The sequence below is a fragment of the Dyella sp. CR10 genome, assembly GCF_055814425.1.
In genome coordinates this window covers 4301786-4318452 of record NZ_CP185986.1, presented here as the reverse complement: position 1 = coordinate 4318452, position 16667 = coordinate 4301786, and the positions used below count along the sequence as shown (strand labels likewise).

18 protein-coding genes are annotated in these 16667 nt (G+C 67.3%); 12 read left to right on the top strand and 6 right to left on the bottom strand.

All coding sequences use genetic code 11. From position 1 onward, the window contains the following. The first annotated feature begins 172 nt into the window (after nucleotides 1-172). Complete coding sequence (sctU, locus tag ACNR9O_RS19540) at nucleotides 173-1246, top strand: type III secretion system export apparatus subunit SctU (RefSeq protein ID WP_473685688.1); 1074 nt, start codon at nucleotides 173-175, stop codon at nucleotides 1244-1246. A gap of 18 nt (nucleotides 1247-1264) precedes the next feature. On the opposite strand, the gene sctT is transcribed toward sctU, so the two are convergent. Genes sctT through ACNR9O_RS19510 form a run of 6 tightly spaced genes read right to left on the bottom strand, consistent with a single transcriptional unit; the run spans nucleotide 1265 to nucleotide 5676 of the window. Next, nucleotides 1265-2062: a type III secretion system export apparatus subunit SctT gene (sctT, locus tag ACNR9O_RS19535; protein WP_473685690.1), complete on the bottom strand. Its 798-nt coding sequence runs from the start codon at nucleotides 2060-2062 to the stop codon at nucleotides 1265-1267. 7 nt (nucleotides 2063-2069) lie between these two features. Next, on the bottom strand, nucleotides 2070-2336 hold the full coding sequence (gene sctS / locus ACNR9O_RS19530) for a type III secretion system export apparatus subunit SctS (protein WP_473685692.1): 267 nt from the start codon (nucleotides 2334-2336) through the stop codon (nucleotides 2070-2072). 12 nt (nucleotides 2337-2348) lie between these two features. After that, entirely contained in the window at nucleotides 2349-3014 is a 666-nt protein-coding gene (sctR, locus tag ACNR9O_RS19525) for a type III secretion system export apparatus subunit SctR (RefSeq protein WP_473685694.1), read from the bottom strand. Continuing rightward, the gene (locus ACNR9O_RS19520) at nucleotides 3001-3981 is read right to left on the bottom strand and encodes a FliM/FliN family flagellar motor switch protein (protein WP_473685696.1); all 981 of its coding nucleotides are present in this window, start codon (nucleotides 3979-3981) and stop codon (nucleotides 3001-3003) included. Before ACNR9O_RS19520 ends, sctR begins: the two co-directional genes overlap by 14 nt. 10 nt (nucleotides 3982-3991) lie before the next feature. Beyond that, nucleotides 3992-4588, bottom strand: a complete 597-nt coding sequence (locus tag ACNR9O_RS19515) for a response regulator transcription factor (protein ID WP_473685698.1) — start codon at nucleotides 4586-4588, stop codon at nucleotides 3992-3994. Next, entirely contained in the window at nucleotides 4585-5676 is a 1092-nt protein-coding gene (locus tag ACNR9O_RS19510) for a sensor histidine kinase (RefSeq protein WP_473685700.1), read from the bottom strand. The genes ACNR9O_RS19515 and ACNR9O_RS19510 overlap by 4 nt, the downstream gene beginning before the upstream one ends. Before the next feature lie 97 nt (nucleotides 5677-5773). Here ACNR9O_RS19510 and ACNR9O_RS19505 point away from each other — a divergent pair, with 97 nt between their 5' ends. The 11 genes from ACNR9O_RS19505 to ACNR9O_RS19455 all read left to right on the top strand — a co-directional run bounded on the left by ACNR9O_RS19505 (nucleotide 5774) and on the right by ACNR9O_RS19455 (nucleotide 16667). Next, nucleotides 5774-6106, top strand: a complete 333-nt coding sequence (locus ACNR9O_RS19505; RefSeq protein ID WP_473685702.1) for a FliO/MopB family protein — start codon at nucleotides 5774-5776, stop codon at nucleotides 6104-6106. A gap of 378 nt (nucleotides 6107-6484) precedes the next feature. Next, a complete protein-coding gene (gene sctV / locus ACNR9O_RS19500; protein ID WP_473685704.1) occupies nucleotides 6485-8557 on the top strand; it encodes a type III secretion system export apparatus subunit SctV in 2073 nt (690 codons plus the stop codon). Nucleotides 8558-8595: 38 nt separating this feature from the next. Then, entirely contained in the window at nucleotides 8596-10575 is a 1980-nt protein-coding gene (gene sctC, locus ACNR9O_RS19495) for a type III secretion system outer membrane ring subunit SctC (protein WP_473685706.1), read from the top strand. Nucleotides 10576-10581: 6 nt separating this feature from the next. Continuing rightward, complete coding sequence (gene sctD / locus ACNR9O_RS19490) at nucleotides 10582-11886, top strand: type III secretion system inner membrane ring subunit SctD (RefSeq protein WP_473685708.1); 1305 nt, start codon at nucleotides 10582-10584, stop codon at nucleotides 11884-11886. An 86-nt stretch (nucleotides 11887-11972) separates the two neighbouring features. Beyond that, nucleotides 11973-12317: a hypothetical protein gene (locus ACNR9O_RS19485; protein WP_473685710.1), complete on the top strand. Its 345-nt coding sequence runs from the start codon at nucleotides 11973-11975 to the stop codon at nucleotides 12315-12317. A 29-nt stretch (nucleotides 12318-12346) separates the two neighbouring features. After that, nucleotides 12347-12751, top strand: coding sequence for a hypothetical protein (locus tag ACNR9O_RS19480; protein ID WP_473685712.1), 405 nt, complete (start codon nucleotides 12347-12349; stop codon nucleotides 12749-12751). 10 nt (nucleotides 12752-12761) lie between these two features. Beyond that, nucleotides 12762-13559, top strand: a complete 798-nt coding sequence (gene sctJ, locus ACNR9O_RS19475) for a type III secretion system inner membrane ring lipoprotein SctJ (RefSeq protein WP_473685714.1) — start codon at nucleotides 12762-12764, stop codon at nucleotides 13557-13559. Next, complete coding sequence (locus tag ACNR9O_RS19470; RefSeq protein WP_473685716.1) at nucleotides 13549-14226, top strand: hypothetical protein; 678 nt, start codon at nucleotides 13549-13551, stop codon at nucleotides 14224-14226. Before sctJ ends, ACNR9O_RS19470 begins: the two co-directional genes overlap by 11 nt. Beyond that, on the top strand, nucleotides 14223-14864 hold the full coding sequence (locus tag ACNR9O_RS19465; RefSeq protein WP_473685718.1) for a FliH/SctL family protein: 642 nt from the start codon (nucleotides 14223-14225) through the stop codon (nucleotides 14862-14864). The genes ACNR9O_RS19470 and ACNR9O_RS19465 overlap by 4 nt, the downstream gene beginning before the upstream one ends. A gap of 10 nt (nucleotides 14865-14874) precedes the next feature. Next, complete coding sequence (locus ACNR9O_RS19460) at nucleotides 14875-16182, top strand: FliI/YscN family ATPase (protein ID WP_473700817.1); 1308 nt, start codon at nucleotides 14875-14877, stop codon at nucleotides 16180-16182. Next, nucleotides 16179-16667, top strand: a complete 489-nt coding sequence (locus tag ACNR9O_RS19455) for a hypothetical protein (protein ID WP_473685722.1) — start codon at nucleotides 16179-16181, stop codon at nucleotides 16665-16667. Before ACNR9O_RS19460 ends, ACNR9O_RS19455 begins: the two co-directional genes overlap by 4 nt.

Below are 16667 nucleotides of genomic sequence, written 5' to 3'. Positions count from 1 at the left end.
ATGGTGGGTTCGATGCTTGGCATCAGTCTAGGTCTCGCACGGAGCTGAATCAGCTGGGGTAATCCCTAGGTGGCCGGGGCTCGCGGGCCTCTCCACACTAGTTCACGGTGCCGTGCCAACGCATGGTCGTAGCATGAGTTGACGCGACGCGTACTAGCTAGGCGAATCCTTCATGGCCGGACAGAACAAGGACAGCGGTGACCGCACCGAAAAACCGACTCCGAAACGTCTGCGCGACGCCCGCAAGGAAGGCGACGTCCACAAGAGTCGCGAGCTGACCAGTACGGTACTGGTGCTGGCCTGGCTGTTGATGATCATGATGGGCATGCCGTTGATCCGTGCCCGCCTCACCGGATTGTTCGATACCGCCCTGCTCGGCCTCAATCAGCCATTTGGCCAGGCCCTGCACACGGTGGGGCTGGCCACCCTGGAGGGTTTCGTCTGGCTCACCCTGCCCTTCCTGCTCGGTGCGGTGGCGATCGGCGTGATGGTGGAATTCCTCCAGGTGGGCCCGGTGTTCGCGCCCAAGAAGCTCAAGCCCGACGCCAGCCGCCTGAATCCGGCCGAAGGCATCAAGCGGCTGTTCTCGCAGGAGAACCTGGTCGAGGTGATCAAGGCCGTCGCCAAGAGCGGTCTGCTGATCGGCCTGTTCGCCTGGGTGTTGTTCGACCTGATCGGCCAGTTCGTGCATCTGCCGTACGCCTCGCCCGAGGCGATGGGCGAAGCGCACTGGGTGGCGGTCAAGCGGCTGGCGGCGGGGGTGATCTTCGTCTTCTTCTTCGTCTCGGTGCTGGATGCGTTCTACCAGCGCTATGCGTACACCAAGAAAATGAAAATGAGTCGCCGCGAGATCAAGCAGGAGCTCAAGGACAACGAGGGCGACCCGATGATCAAGGGCCGCCGGCGCCAGCTGCACCAGGAGTGGTCGCAGCAGAACACACTGGCCGGCGTGCGCAGCGCCAGCGTGGTGGTGACCAACCCCACTCACCTGGCCGTGGCGATCCGCTACCAGCAGGGCGAAGATGATCTGCCTGTGATCGTGGCCAAGGGCGAGGATCACGAAGCGGCGCTGATCCGCCAGGCCGCCGAGGAGGCCGGCGTGCCGATCATGCGCAACGTGACGCTGGCGCGCGGCCTGTACGAGAAAGTGGAGGTGGACGATTACCTGCCGTCCGATTTCTTCGAGGCGGTCGCCGAGCTGCTGCGCTGGGCCGAGTCGATCCGCGAGTCGCGCGACGGCAAGTGAGCTGGTGGATTGCCTGAGCTAGAGAATCGCCTGCAGCGCCTTGAGCAATCCGCGATTCTCGTACAGCTTGCGCATCACCACTTCCACCATCGCGCCCAGCGCCAGCAGCAGCACCCAGCTGGAGAGCCAGGCCTTGATCGGCATCGCCAGCGAGAACACATTCAGCTGCTGCGCATAGCGGTTCACCAGGCCCAGCGCAAGGTCCACCAGCGTCATGACCACCAGCGCCGGCGCCGACAGCACCAGCACCGCGGTCATGAAATAACTGAACTGCCCGACGAAGAAGTTCATGCCGCCGGCCTTCAGCGGCGGCAGCATGCTGGCTACCGGCCACAGTGCGTAGCTGGACATCAGCAGATCCAGAAATACGGTGAACGCGCCGCTCACCATGAACAGCCACGTCGCCAGCTGCATCAGGAACACGCTGGTCAGCGTGCTCTGCTGGCCGGCGATCGGGTCCATGTCCATCGCCATGGACGAACCGGCCTTGGTATCCATCACCGCGCCCGCCGCACCGAGTGCCCAGAACACCATGCCGAAGCAGAAGCCGATCAGCAGGCCGATGAAGACTTCCTTGCCCAGCACGGCGATCCAGTTGGTGCCGGTCATCACCGTCATGGTCGGACTGGCCGCGGCAGCCAGCGGATAGGCCAGGATCGCCAGGCTCACGTAGAAGCTGTTGCGTACCAGCGCCGGCACCGTTTCCGACGTCATCAGCGGCAGCACGAGGAAGGCTGCGACGATGCGCGGCAAGGTCAGCGCCACGCCGGTGAGCTGGTCGCCCAGGTACTGGACGGAGAAGACATCCCCAGTCATCGCGCGCTCAATGCAGCATGCCGGGGAACCCGCTGAACAGCCGGTCCGCGAACTTGTAGAGCGTGCCGCCGAGCATCGCCGCGGTGCCCAGCAGCGCGATCACCACCACCACGAATTTCACCGCATAGGGAAAGGTCTGCTCCTGGATCTGCGTGGCCGCCTGCAGGAAGGCGACCAGCAGGCCGGCGATGGCCGCCGCGATGATCGGCGGCGCGGACAGCACCAGCACCAGCCAGAGGGCTTCGCGGGCGAGCTGGATTTCCTGATCGAACATGGGCCAGCCCTCCTATTGGTACGTCATCACGAGGCCGTGGACGAGCTTGGCCCAGCCGCTGAGCAGCACGAATAGAAGCAGCTTGAACGGCAGCGATACCATGGTGGGCGAAAGCATCATCATGCCCATCGCCAGCAGGATGTTGGACACCACCAGGTCGATCACCAGGAACGGCAGGAACAAGAGAAAGCCGATCTGGAAGGCCTGGGTCAGTTCGCTCACGGTGAACGCCGGCACGATCACCAGATAATCCTCGGCGCTCAGTTCGGCCTGCCGGTCCGGCGGCAGCAGCCGCTTGGCGCTCTGCAGGAAGAAGGCCCGCTCGCCTTCGTTGCTGTGCCGGATCAGGAACCGCCGCAACGGCTCCTTGCCCGATTGCACCAGCTGGCCGAGCTTCTCCATGGTCATCGGTCCCGGCGCCTGCGTGCTCATCTGCGCCTGCACGTCGCGGAAGCTGTCGCTCATCACCGGGTTCATCACGTAGATCGACAGGATGATCGCCAGCCCGTTGATGACCACGTTCGGCGGTACCTGCTGCAGGCCGAGCGCGTTGCGCAGCAGGCTGAGCACCACCACGATCTTGGTGAACGAGGTGACCATCACCGCGACGAACGGCGCCATCGCCAGCGCCACCACCATGGTGATGACGAGCGCGGGCGAGAAGCTATTGAAGTCCATGCTCACCTTCCCTCTGTGCGATACGTACGCCCAGCCACTCGCCCAGCCGCACCACCGTGCCTTCGCCGAAACGCCGTCCGCCGAGCATGATCCCCACGGTGGCACCGATCAGCGCGCCGTCGTGGGCGAGCACGCTGCCGGGGCGCAGCGCGCCCAGTTCATCGAGAGCGAGGCTGAGACGGGTCAGCAGGAACAGCGGGCGCGAGGTGTCATTGCCTACCGTCAGCAACGGGCGCGGCGACACCGTCCATTCGCCCTGCAGGCGCTGCACGGCCCAGCCCTCGGGCAAGCCGAACACGTGGCGCGCGGCTTCGTCGTCCGGCTGCAAGCGTGCTTCGCAATCGGCCTCCTGGCCCACCACCAGCACGTCGCCGGGTTTAAGCGTGCCGATCGTGCCCGCATCTAGCGTGCGGCCGGGAATCACCAGGCGCAGCGTGAGCGAGGCGACGTCGCCGAGCAGGGCGGGATAGGCCGGATCGCGGGTCCAGCCTGGCCGCGCCGCCAGTGCGCGCAGATCCGCTTCGCCCAGCCCCACCCAACCGCGCGCGGCGGCGCCGTCGTGGTCCTGCCAGGCGACACCCAGCCACAGCTTGTCGCGCTCGCCGCCCAGCGGCAGGAACGCCGCCGGCAGCAGCTCCTGGCCGAGCAGGCCAGCCAACGCGGCGACGCAGGATTCGTGCGAGAGAGACCATGCGAGCAGGCGCGCATCGCCGTCATAGTCCTGCCAGCGTGCATCGCCCAGCGGACTGGGTCCTTGTTCCTGTTCGAGCGCGAGCCACGCCGAGCCGCCGGTGTGGTCCAGGCGAACGCAGGGCAGTCCGGCGGCATGGCGCTGGCCGCGCCCGGCATGCAGTGTCAGCGTGCCCGTCGCCAGCGACTGTGCCAGCACGTTGCCGCGCGCGAGCAGTGCGCGGGCGGCGGCAAGCAGGCCATCGCCCGGTGGTACCGCGGCCGTTACGGCCTCCACGGTCGCCACGTCAGCCCTGGCCCAGCACGGCGCGCGTCAGCTCGACCACGTTGTGTGCGCCGAGCTTCGCCATCAGGTTGGCCCGATGCAGTTCCACCGTCTTGGGACTGATCTTCAGGTCATCCGCGATCACTTTGTTGAGCTTGCCGCTCATGATGCCGTCCAGTACCTGGCGCTCGCGCCGCGTGAGGTTGGCCAGCGCGCCGGACGCCGCCTGCGGCGCATGCGCCGACAGCGCGCCCTGGATCGCCTCGATCAGCAAGGGCGCATCGAAGGGTTTCTCGATGAAGTTGGCCGCACCGTGGCGCATCGCATCCACCGCCAGCGGCACGTCGCCATGGCCGGTGACGAAGATCAGTGGCAGCGACAGGCCGCGGTGATTGAGCTCGCTCTGCAGCTCCAGCCCGCTCATGCCGGGCATGCGGATGTCGCTGACCACGCAGCTGCGCGCGGGCGGCGCGGTGCGGGACAGTTCCTTCAGCAGCGCCTCGGCGCTGGGAAAAGCGTGCACCTCGAAACCGGTCTGCTCCAGGATCCAGACACAGGAATCGCGAAACTCCTGGTGATCGTCCACCAGGTAGATGCGGGTGCCATTGGCGGAAGTCATGCAGCGTTCCCTCGTGGCACGGTGAACACCATGGCGCAGCCGCCGTGTCCTTCCGGATTCGGCTCGGCGAACAGGCGTCCCTCGTGGTATTCGACGATCGAGCGGCAGATGGCCAGGCCGATGCCCAGGCCGTCCGGCTTGGTGGTGTACAGCGGAGTGAACAGCCGTTGCATGTCGGCGGCGCCGAGGCCGCAGCCCTGGTCGACCACGCGGATCTCCACCATGCCGTCGTAATCCAGCCGCGCGGTGACGCAGATGCTGCGTCGTGCCGGGGGCGTCTCGCGCATTGCCTCGATCGCGTTCTTGATCAGGTTGAGCAACACCTGCTCGATCATCACCCGGTCGGCGAAGATCGGCGGGAGATCGTCCGGAAGCGCGTTGACGATGGCTACCTGGAATTGCTCGGCTTCCAGCCGCAGCAGCTCGGTGACGCCGTGCACCAGCGCGCGCGCGTCCAGGATCTGCCGGTGTGGCTCGCGGCTGCGCACGAACTCGCGGATGCTTCCGATGATCTGCGCCGCGCGTTCGGTCTGCCGTCGCGCCAGCCGGATGCCCTGCAGCAGGTGAGCGTTCCCGCCGCCGTCGGCCAGCTGTTCGCAGCCGGTGAGGTAATTGACCGCCGCCGCCAGCGGCTGGTTGAGCTCGTGCGCCAGCGTGGTGGCCATCTCGCCCACGCTCATCATGCGCGAAGTCGACAGCAGCTGTTCGTGCTGCGCCTGGTGGCGGCGCAACAGGTCGATGCACTCGCTGATGTTGGTGATGAACAAGGCTTCGGCCGGCGCCCCCGACGGTGGCTGGCCGTTCTCGATGCGGTACCAGCGCCGTGTCTGCGCGGCGTAGTAGATCGGCTTGCCGCCCTGGCCGCAGGTGCCCTCGAAAGCGGCATCGAATCGCTCGCGCGACGGCGCGCCGTCGAACTGCGGGAATTCGAGGCGGAAGGCATCGTTGTGCGCGAGCGCGCTGCCGCTGCGGCGATCGAGCACGATGCAAGGCCACGGCACCGCATCGATCCATGCGTATCCGTGCGTTGCCTCGACGACCGCAGTCCCTGCGGAGGTCGGCTTGCGGTCGATCCGGGTCACAGGCATCGTGACGGTTCCTGATTTGTCTCGCGTGTCGCGGCTCGTCCCCCTGACGATCGACACAGCGGCCAAGTTTCAATGTGTTTCGAATAGGAATAATGCCATGAAGAGATTACTGCGCAACGTCATGGCCGGATTATCTTGGCCGACCGTCGCATTCGCCGCCGATACGCCGGAAGGCGGCAGTCTCTGGCTGGGCCTTTTATTACCGCTCGTTGCGGTCAGCGCGGCCCTGCTCGGATGGCTTTGGTGGTTGCGCAAGGGGCAGTCCCTGCGCGGCACGGGCGGCCCTCTCAAAGTGGTGCAGGCGGTGGCCGTGGGCGCGCGCGAGCGGGTCGTGGTGCTGGATGCGGCCGAGCGCAGGCTGGTGCTGGGGGTCACCGCGAACCGGGTAGAACTGATTGCCGAATTACGGCGTGATGACAATGCGAAATAGCGTGATGAAAATCACGATGAGGGCGTGATTCAAGCGAACGTTTCGATTATATGGCGCATGTGAATTTCATTTTCACGAAAGTGAATCCAAAAACCTAGGGTTTTCCCTAGGTACCGATTTTCGGGGGTACTGGTAGGTTGCCACTTCACCGAGCGCCGACAGGGGGCGTAAGGCTGAAGTGGATCGCGCGTTTTCATGCGCGGCGTCATCGGCAACGGCAGTGGAAAGGGCGTTTCCATTCGCTCATGGGACGAGTGTGTCCGGTTGCCGGAGTGGTATTCGTGGTTAGCGTGGCGAGACCAACAAGGTGGCGAGTCGCCGGTGATCGCGTCGCGATGCGCGACGGCGGCCGTGCGCTGCGTGCCGCAGTGGTGTGCCATGGCGCTTGAAGCCATTCTCTCGCGGCTGGCGCCCGGCGCCGGCGGCTCGCGCAGTTACAGCGACCTGGTGCTGGTTGCCGGCGTGGTGGCAATCATCGGCCTGATGATCCTGCCGCTGCCGATGGTGGCGATCGATGCGCTGGTCGCGCTCAACATGCTCATCGGCGTCGGCCTGCTGCTGATCGCCATCTATATTCCCGCGCCGGTGGCGTTCTCCAGCTTCCCCAGCGTGCTGCTGCTGACCACATTGTTCCGCCTGGCGCTGTCGATCGCCATCACCCGCTCGATCCTGCTCAATGCGGATGGCGGCCACATCATCGACACCTTCGGCAATATGGTGGTGGGCGGCAACCTGATCGTCGGCCTGGTGGTGTTCCTGATCATCACGGTGGTGCAGTTCATCGTGGTGGCCAAGGGCGCCGAGCGGGTGGCCGAAGTGGCGGCGCGCTTCTCGCTGGATGCGATGCCCGGCAAGCAGCTGTCGATCGATTCGGATCTGCGTTCAGGGCTGCTCGAGAAGGACGAGGCGCGCCGTCGCCGTCGCCTGCTGGAGATCGAGAGCCAGCTGCACGGCTCGCTCGACGGCGCCATGAAATTCGTCAAGGGCGATGCCATCGCCGGCATCGTGATCATCGTGATCAACCTGCTGGGCGGTCTGGGCGTCGGCGTGATGATGCATGGCATGAGCCTGGGCGATGCCGTCCATACGTACAGCGTGCTGACCATCGGCGACGGCCTGGTCGCGCAGATCCCCGCCCTGCTCGCTTCCATTTCCGCCGGCCTGATCGTCACGCGCACGGCCGGCGACGAGGAGGACCGCAACCTCGGCGCGATCATCGCGCGGCAGATCTCCGGCGAGCCGCGCGTGACGATGATCATCGGCTGCATCGCGCTAGGTATGATGCTGGTGCCGGGATTCCCCGCGCTGGTGTTCCTGCCGCTAGGCCTGGCCCTGGTCGGCCTCGCCGCTTGGCGCATGCGCGAGCGCGTGGGTTTCCTGCGCCGGCTGTTCAAAGTGCCGGAAAGCCAGGCCGAGCTGCTGCCGCCGGACGTGGCCGACAGCGACGTGCTGCTGCCGTCGGCGCCGCTGATGCTGGAGGTGCATATGTCCGCGCTGCAGGCGCTGGGCAGCACCCAGGTGCGCAATCTGTTCCGCCAGGTGGTGGGCAGCCTGCGCGAGGAGTACGGCGTGCCGCTGCCCAAGCCGGCCTTGCGCGCGGGCCTGCACCTGCCCGAGTACGGCTATGCGCTGTACGCCTATGGCGTGCGTATCGCTCACGGCGTGATCCGTCCCGGCCAGCTGTTCCTGCCCGGGCGCGCGGCCTTGCCCGCCCCGCCGCCGTCCGTCGAGCCGGGCGCGCTGGCGCCGGAGGGCATCAACGGCTTTCCCGGCCGCTGGGTGCCGCGCGATGGCGCGCGCCAGGCCAAGGCGCTGGAAGCGCCGGAGATGCTGCACCAACACATCCGCATGGCGCTGGAGCGCCACCTCGCGCTGTTCGTGGGCATCCAGGAAACCTCCAATCTTTCCAATGGGCTCAGCCGCGACTATCCGGATCTGGTGCGCGAGATGCTGCGCGTTGTCTCGCCGCAGCGCGTGGCCGAAGTACTCAAGCGTCTGGTCGAAGAGCGCGTGCCGATCCGCCAGCTGCGCGACGTGTTTGAGGCGATCACCGACGCGGCCAGTCGCGAGAAGGACATCGTGCTCGTGGCCGAGTACGTGCGCATGGCGCTGCGTCGCCACCTCAGCTACCGCTACGCGGACAACGAACACGTGCTGCGCGTGCTGGTGGCGCGTCCGGAGCTGGAGGAGCGCCTGCGCCGCTCGGTCCATACCGGGCCGGCCGGCACGCAGCTGGCGGTGGAACCGGATCTGGCCGCACGCCTGCTGACACAGATCGGCGAGCACGCTCATGGCGAGCATGGCGCATCGATGGTGCTGCTCAGCTCCATGGATGTGCGCCGCCACCTGCGCAAGCTCACCGAGGCGGAGTACGCCGATATCCCGGTGCTTTCTTATCAGGAGCTGGTACCCGACCTGCGTCTGGTGCCGGTGGGACAACTGGCCGTCTGAGCGCGGCCACTACATCGACAGGCAAGGAACCCGTACAGATGGGCTATGACAGGGGCAAGATGGTCGGCAGGAGCACGCGGCAGGCGATGGCCTGTCTGGTCGCGCTCGGCCTGATGCTATGCGCCACGCTGGCGCAGGCAGCCGCGATTCCGTTCAAGAAGAGCACCACGGAGATCCAGACCGACAAGACGCTGCGCGAGATCCTCCCGGATTTCTTCCACGACCAGGGCCTGGAGGTCGTGCTGAGCCCGCAAGTAGCTGCGCGCAACGGCACCATCAACGGCAGCTTCAAGGGCACCTACGCGCAAGTGTGGCGCCGCATCGCCGACAGCAACGGCCTGCTGGCCTACTGGGACGGTTCGGCCGTCTACGTCTATCTCGATGCCGAGCGCGTCACCGACTACACCAGTGTGCCGCTGCCGGTGGAGCAGCAATTCATCTCCGCCATGAACAGCGTGAACTGGGCCGATGCCGCGACCGGCAACGTATGGCGGCTGGAGCCGACGACTGGCCTGGTCACCATCACCGGCACCAAGCGCTTCGCCGAGCAGGTGAAGCAGATGTCGCAGACCATCGCCGGGCTGGGCCAGCACGAGACCACCCGCTTCAAGTTCTATTCGCTGAAGTACGCCTGGGCCTCGGACACCACCATGACCCTGGGCAATCGCCAGGTGACCGTGCCCGGCGTGGCCAGCGTGCTGCGCGCGCTGGTCGGCGACCCCGGTTACGGTCAGTTCGGCGGCGCCAGTGAGCGGCTCGCCTCGCCGCGCATGCGCGGCCTGCGTGGCCAGGGCCTGGCCGGTCAGGGCCAGCAACCGCCGCCGCCGCTGGGCAACTACACGGTGCCGCCGCAGGACAACGGCGACGACGGCCTGACGCCGCCCAATGCCCAGCTGGCGCCCACCACGCAGCGCGGCGGCATCGAAGCGGTCGCCGGCGGCGTGGATACGCGCATCGTCGCCGACAGCTTCCGCAATGCGATCATCGTGCGCGACACGCCCGACCGGCTGCCGATGTACGACGAGCTGATCCGCCAGCTCGACGTGCCGCCGCAGATGGTGGAAATCGAAGCCACGATCATCGATGTGGACAAGTCCAAGGCGCGTCAGCTGGGCATCAACTGGTTCTATCGCAACCGCCGCACCTCGGTCGGTTTCTTCAGCGGCAACCAGACTCCGCAGGACGCCGCCACCGCCAAGCTGGCGATGCTGGCCGCGCTCGGCCTGGGCGACACCAGCGGCCTGCCCAGCCTGTTCAACAATGGCCTGCAGATCGGCACCATCCTGGGCAATCCGGCCAAGTTCGTGGCCAACATCAATGCGCTGGAAGACGACGGCGTCGCGCACGTGGTCACCCATCCGCAAGTGATCACCATGAACGACGCCGAGGCGATCATTCAGAGCAACCAGACGGTGTACGTGCCGGTCTCCGGTGCCTACAACTCCGACCTGTACAACGTGACCGCGGGCACCACGCTGCGCGTCACGCCTCACCTGGTCACCGAGAACGGCACCTCGCACATCCGCATGATGGTGCAGATCGAAGACGGCAACATCACCTACTCGCCCAAGGACGCGCAGGACATCCGGTACCCCATCATCAGCCAGAACGCCGTCAATACGCAGGCGGTGATCCAGGATGGCCAGGGCTTGCTGCTGGGCGGCCTGGTGCAGGACCAGTCGCAGAACAATGAGCACAAGATTCCGGTGCTGGGCGACATCCCGCTGCTGGGTTACCTGTTCAAGACGGTGCAGAAGCAGCGCGAGCACACCGAGCGCCTGTTCCTGATCACGCCGCGCCTGGTGATGCTCAACCATATCAACGGCCAGCAGACACCCAGCTCGCCGCAGGTGAGCATGGAGAGCCAGGAACAGCTCGACAAGAAGCAGGCCAGCGACGAGGCGTGGTGGAACCACAAGAAGAGCCAGGTGCAGCAGCCGGCGCCATTGCCGGTGGTCGTGCAGGACGTGCCGGTCGCGCCGGCGCCCGCCGCTGCGAAAAAGCGCCTGCCGGAATGACATGACATGAGCGCCCTGCCGGCCACCAGAAACCGCGCGAGCCAGCCGCCGAAAGTGCAGCTGGCCTTGCGCGTGTTCAGCGGCTTGCACGCGGGTGCGGAGATCCGCCTGCCGCAACGCGGCATCCTGATGATCGGCCAGGCCGACGACTGCGATCTGATCCTCAGCGACAGCGGCATCGCCAATCATCATTGTGTGCTTACCGTGGTCGGCGACCAGGTGTTGCTGCGTGCGATGGATGGCGAGGTGGAAACGCACGACGGCCGCATCGCGGTGGGCGAGAACGTGAGCTTGGAGCACTTCGCCGTGGTGCGCCTGGGCGAGGTGCAGTTCGCGGTCGGTCCGCACTGGAGCGAACGCTGGCAGGCGTTGGCCGATGTCGGCGGCACAGCCATGCCGGCCATGACCGAGCGCCAGCTGGCCGGTCGCCGCCGCGGCGTGCTCGCCATGGCCGGGCTGCTGCTGGCGGTGGCGGCATTGGTGCTGGTGGGCAGCTGGAAAGTTACCCATCCATCCGTGCCGGTACGCGCGATAAGCATGGCCGACCAGCTGGACCAGGTGCGCGGCATCCTGCGCGGCCTCTCGCTGCGTCATGTCAGCGCGCTGGCCGGCGAAGGTGGTCGGGTGGTGGTGCGCGGCGTGGTAGGCAATGCCGCGCAGTTGCCGCAGCTCAAGCGCAAGCTGTCCGAGTCGGGCCTGGTCACCGAGCTGACCGTGCGCGACTGGCCCAGCGTGGCCAAGCAGGTCAACGACATTTTCGCCATGCACGGCTACACGGTGGAGACGACGCTGCTCGACCAGGGCGGTATCGAAGTCGCCGGGCATTTCGGTGATGCGGCCAAGGGTGCGAAAGCCACCAAGGACGTACTCGGCTCGAACGACATGCAGAACCTCAACACCGAGGCGCTCGGCCTGACCTTGGCGCTGAAGAACTACGACGAGCACGCACCGGAGCCGGTCAAACCCGACCCTGGCAAGCGCGTTCGCCACGTCGTGGGCGGGCGCGATCCGTATCTCGTGACGCGCGACGAGTCGCGCTACTACGTAGGGAACAAGCTGCCGCAGGGCGGCGTGTTCCTCGCCGTCAGCGCCGAGGGCGCCATCCTCATGCGCATGCCGGACAACCGCTACATGCAATTGAACCGTGCCGACGACTACCAGACCCCGCAGCCGCTGGATGAAGCGGCTGCGACGGTGCTGCTGCCGCCGGCCGAACCGGCGTCGGCGGCCTCGGCGCAGGAGCCGGCCTTACCGGCCGGCAAAACCATCGCAACGACGGAAGCGAAGGCCCCGGCTACGGGCCGACAGTGAAGCGAGCAGCAGGCGGGCCGCGAGGTCCGTCAACGGAGTCCACCGTCGCGGCGCGGCTCCACCCTCAACACAAGCAGGAGACGAGCATGAGCAGCAACAACACCATCAACGGCACGGGCGGCAGCAGCCAGTTCCCCACCATCAACACCACCATCGCCGGCGGCGCCGCAGCGGCTGGCCGCACGGTCAGCGACGACCAGTCCAAGAGTTGGTTCGAAGCCATGGCCAAGGCATGGGGCAATGCGCTGGACCATCAGGCGTCCAAGGTCACCGAGCTGTCCGCGCAGGTCAGCGAGAACGGTTCGGACCAGCCTTCGGTAATGACCCAGCTGACCGCCGAGAGCCTGAAGATGCAGTTCCTGTCGACCAACGCGGCCACCTCCAACAATGCGGTGGGCCAGGCGCTGGAAACTCTCGGACGCAAGCAGTAATCCGGCCGCGCGCCAGGAGAACGAGAACCATGAACGTGCTACCCACCCAGATGGTCAACGTGGGCCAGTTCGCACCCACCGAGCCGAAGGCGGTCACGCCGGCGCACGTCGACGACGTGGCGAAGTTCCGCCAGAGCTTCGCCGACGCCGCGCCGGCCAATGCCGTGCAGGCCGAACAGGTCAAACCGGTGCCGCAGGAGCTGTCGCCGGGCTTCAAGGCAGTACTGAACCAGTTCGACTCGCTCAACGGGCGGGCCAACGAACTGGGCCGGCTGTCCGAAGCGATGAAGGCCAACGGCCGCGACCTGTCGCCCAGCCAGGTGATCGACATGACCCTGAAGTGCCATGAGCTGGTGTTCCAGGCCGAGCTGACCAGCAACGTCGCCAACCGCAGTTCGGAAGGCGTGCAGCAGCTGTTCCGCCAGCAATCCTGAGGCCTCCGCGATGGCGAAGCGTTTCGCGATGATGGCGCTGCGGCTGGCGGCCCTGGCCTGTGTGCTGGGGCTGCTGGCCGGATGCAGCCGCGACGTGCTGTACACCAAGCTCGACGAACAGCAGGCCAACGAAGTGGTGGCCGCGCTGATCAATGCCGGCATCGATGCGCAGAAGCGGCCGGCTGAGCGCGGCGAAGGCTGGCAGGTGCTGCTGGACCGTCACGACATGCCGGCGGCGGTAGCCGTGCTGCGCGACGCCGGTTTGCCGCACCAGGGCATCACCAATATCGCGCAGATGTACAAGAAGGACGGCTTCGTGTCCTCGCCGATGGAGGACAAGCAGCGCTTCATCTACGCGCGCGAGCAGCAGCTGGGCAACACGTTGCGCCAGTTCGACGGCGTGGTGGATGCGTACGTTTACCTGTCCATTCCCGACAAGAGCCCGATCGACGACAAGCCGGTCAGCGGCTCGGCGTCGGTGGTAATCATCGCCCGTCCGAACGCCGGCATCGAAAGCCGCGCACCGGACATCAAGGCAGCGGTGATGACCGGCACCGAAGGGCTAACCGATCCCAGCCGCGTGACGGTGGAGTTCTTCCAGCGCGCGCCGAGCGAGGTACCGGCTGCCCCGGCGCGAGTCGGCGTGATCGCCGGCGGCATGCGCGGCGACGTCGCTTCGCTGCTGTTGATTGGTTTCGCGGCACTGGCGGTGCTGCTGGCCGGCCTGCTGCTGTGGCGCAATCGCGGTGCGTTGATGGGGCATCCATCGCGCGCGGTGATGCGGCGTGAGGCTTCCGGTGAGCGCTGAATGCGCCCTGCGCCGGAGCCACGCGCAGGCCGCGCTGGATGGCCTGCATCCGGCGCATTGCGGCGCCCCGCCAGCGGCGTTGCTCGAGCGCGCCCGCACGTCGCCCCTGGGCCGCCGCCATCTGGCGCGAGCGGCCCTGCGCGCACAGCCACGGGTGTTCGCGCCGGGTCATGAACGCTGGGAGGCCTGGGCGGTGGAAGAGCCTTGGCTGTTCTGGCCGCAATCCGCGCTGGACGCCTTCACTCGCGAGCTCGGCGCGATCGCGCTGGGTCCGGCCGTGCGCGTCACGGTGGAGCGTGGCGAGGTACTGTTCCTGCGCGAGGCGCTGGGTCTGGACGACTGCCGCCGCGCACAGGCCGCCGATCCCTGGCGCGGGCCCGCGCCGGAGGCGGTGCGGAACATGGGGCGCGCGCTGATCCAGCGCTGCGAGCGCGACGCGGCGGCGCTACGCGATGCGGTCGCTGAAAGAGGCAAGATCGAATTCCTGGGCCACGCGGGCCGCCGCGACGCGCGGCTCGCCGAGCGCCTGGCGCTGGCCTATGCCACGGCGCCGGCGCTGCCCTGCGCGAAGGAGGCCTGGCTGCCGGCCGGCACCGTGCCGGCGCTGTTGGCTGCGCGCGTCGCGCCGCCGGCCGACGAGTCCGCGACGGAGGCGCAGCCCGAATGAACGCGCAGGTGATGTTCGTCGACCAGCAGCGCTTCCTGCTGCATCTGGATGCGGGCGTGGTACCCGCCGCCGCCTGGGCGCCGCTGCAGGAAGCCCAGCGCATCCTGGACGAGGCCAACGCGATCCTGCGCCAGGCGCAGGCGGAAGTGGAGCAGATCCGCGCGCAGGCGAAGTTCGAAGGCCTGGTGGAAGGCCGCGAGCGTGGCCTGCGCGATTGCGCGCGGGCACTGGAAGCGCTGGTGGTGGCACGAGCCGCCGCCACCGTGGAGCTGCGCCGTCGCGCCAGCGAAATCGCCATTGCCGTGGTCAAGCACATCGCGCCGGCGATCGGCGCGGAGCGGCTGGTCGCCGCGCTGGTGGCCGAGGCAATGCAGAAACTGGTCTTCGAACCGCACCTGCTGGTGCGAGTGCATCCGGACGTGGCCGAGCAGGCGCGCGCCGAAGTGGCCGCGCTGGGTGCGGCGGCGGCGCCGGATACCGAGATCATCGGCGACCCCGAGCTGGACCGCTTCGACTGCATCATCGAATCCGCCGGCGGCATGGTCCGCGCCGGTTTCAACGAACAACTCGAACAGGCGCGCGTGATCCTCGCCGCCGCCGAGCAGAGCGGAGGACGCCGTGAACGGTCCGACGCCTGAACCCATCGTCGTGCCCGCGGACGATCCGCTGCTGCGCGCGCTGAGCCGGCGCGACACGCTGCAGCGCGTAGGCCGCGTGGCCGAGGCCTACGGCACCCTGGTGCGCGCCACCGGCGTGCGTGCGGCGATCGGCGAGCTGTGCCTGCTGGAGCAGGCCGACAGCGATTTCTCCCTGCCGGCGGAAGTGGTGGGCGTGTCGCAGCATCAGACGCTGCTGACGCCGCTGGGTCCGCTCGAAGGCATCTCCACCGCGACCACCGTGACGGCCACCGGCAAGCAGGCCACCGCGCCGGCGGGCATGAGCCTGCTCGGACGCGTGATCGATGCGCACGGCGACCCGTTGGACGGGCTGGGTCCGCTGGAGCACGTGGAACGCGTACCGCTGTACGCCGCTTCGCCCAATCCGCTGAGTCGCCAGGCGATCGACGAAGCCATGCCCACCGGCGTGCGCGCGATCGACGCCGCGCTGACCATCGGCCGCGGCCAGCGCACCGGCATCTTCGCCGTCGCCGGCGGCGGCAAGAGCACCTTGCTCGGCATGCTGGCGCGCAACGCCCAGGCGGACGTCAACGTCATCGTGCTGGTGGGCGAGCGTGGCCGCGAAGTGGGCGAGTTCCTGCACGACAGCCTTGGCGAGGAAGGACTCAAGCGCAGCGTGGTGGTATGTGCCACCTCAGATCGTCCTGCGCTGGAACGCAGCCGTGTCGCCTGGCTGGGCACCGCCATCGCCGAGTACTTCCGCGATCGCGGCATGAACGTGCTGCTGATGATGGATTCGATCACGCGCTTCGCCCGTGCCCTGCGCGACGTTGGCCTGGCGATGGGCGAGCCGCCGTCGCGGCGCGGCTTCACGCCATCGGTGTTTTCCGCGCTGCCGCGTCTGTTCGAGCGTGCGGGTACCAATGACAAGGGCGCGATCACCGCGTTCTACACCGTGCTGATGGAAGACGAGGACGGCAGCGATCCGATCGCCGAGGAAGTGCGCTCGATCCTCGACGGTCATATCTATCTGTCGCGTCGCCTCGCGCAGTCCGGGCATTACCCGGCGATCGACGTGCTGACCAGCGCGAGCCGCCTGATGCCGCGCGTCACGCAGCCCGCGCACCAGCGCGCTGCCGCGTTGCTGCGTCGCTATGTGAGCAAGTACCGCGAGATCGAGATGTTGCTGCAGCTGGGCGAGTACAAGCCCGGCGGCGATCGCGACGCCGATACGGCCATTGCGCGCATCGACGCGATCAACCAGCTATTGCGCCAGGGCACGCATGAGGCCGCCGATTTCGCCGGCACGCGCACGCGCCTGACCGGAGTGTGCACATGAGCAGCGGCACGTTTCCGCTGGAACCGCTGCGCACGGTGCGCGGCATCCGCCTGCGCGCGCTGGAAAGCGCGCTGCAGCAGTGCCGCGAGCGCCACGCCGTTGCCGAGCGGGCACGCGAAACCGCCGAAGAGCACGTGCGGCAGGCTACCTTCGCGCGCCAGGACTTCGCCGAGCGCGCGTGGAGCGGCATGTTTGCCGCCGGCACGCCGACGGCGCTGGCGATGGACCGCTACGAGCGCCATCTCGCCCTGCTGGACCAGCAGATCGTGCAGCGCCAGGGCGAGCTGGAGGTGTGCGTTCAGGCGGCCGCCGAGACGCAGGCTGCGCTGGAGCTGGCCGCCGCCGCATGGCGGCGCGCGCACAACAAGCTCGACGCGGTGGACCAGATGAAACAAGAGTGGCTGCGCGAGAGGCGCGGCCAGGCCGAAGCGAGCGAGGAACGGAACCTGGAAGAACTGTTCCTGCGCCAGGCATCGACGCACTGA

Bases quoted from the DNA above. Each gene is read 5' to 3' on its own strand.
- sctC (WP_473685706.1), top strand. From the start codon at position 8,596: ATGGGCTATGACAGGGGCAAGATGGTCGGCAGGAGCACGCGGCAGGCG.
- ACNR9O_RS19465 (WP_473685718.1), top strand. From the start codon at position 14,223: ATGAACGCGCAGGTGATGTTCGTCGACCAGCAGCGCTTCCTGCTGCAT.
- ACNR9O_RS19485 (WP_473685710.1), top strand. From the start codon at position 11,973: ATGAGCAGCAACAACACCATCAACGGCACGGGCGGCAGCAGCCAGTTC.
- sctU (WP_473685688.1), top strand. From the start codon at position 173: ATGGCCGGACAGAACAAGGACAGCGGTGACCGCACCGAAAAACCGACT.
- sctJ (WP_473685714.1), top strand. From the start codon at position 12,762: ATGGCGAAGCGTTTCGCGATGATGGCGCTGCGGCTGGCGGCCCTGGCC.
- ACNR9O_RS19515 (WP_473685698.1), bottom strand. From the start codon at position 4,588: ATGACTTCCGCCAATGGCACCCGCATCTACCTGGTGGACGATCACCAG.
- sctD (WP_473685708.1), top strand. From the start codon at position 10,582: ATGAGCGCCCTGCCGGCCACCAGAAACCGCGCGAGCCAGCCGCCGAAA.
- ACNR9O_RS19455 (WP_473685722.1), top strand. From the start codon at position 16,179: ATGAGCAGCGGCACGTTTCCGCTGGAACCGCTGCGCACGGTGCGCGGC.
- sctT (WP_473685690.1), bottom strand. From the start codon at position 2,062: ATGACTGGGGATGTCTTCTCCGTCCAGTACCTGGGCGACCAGCTCACC.
- ACNR9O_RS19510 (WP_473685700.1), bottom strand. From the start codon at position 5,676: ATGCCTGTGACCCGGATCGACCGCAAGCCGACCTCCGCAGGGACTGCG.
- sctV (WP_473685704.1), top strand. From the start codon at position 6,485: ATGGCGCTTGAAGCCATTCTCTCGCGGCTGGCGCCCGGCGCCGGCGGC.
- ACNR9O_RS19505 (WP_473685702.1), top strand. From the start codon at position 5,774: ATGAAGAGATTACTGCGCAACGTCATGGCCGGATTATCTTGGCCGACC.
- ACNR9O_RS19480 (WP_473685712.1), top strand. From the start codon at position 12,347: ATGAACGTGCTACCCACCCAGATGGTCAACGTGGGCCAGTTCGCACCC.
- sctR (WP_473685694.1), bottom strand. From the start codon at position 3,014: ATGGACTTCAATAGCTTCTCGCCCGCGCTCGTCATCACCATGGTGGTG.
- sctS (WP_473685692.1), bottom strand. From the start codon at position 2,336: ATGTTCGATCAGGAAATCCAGCTCGCCCGCGAAGCCCTCTGGCTGGTG.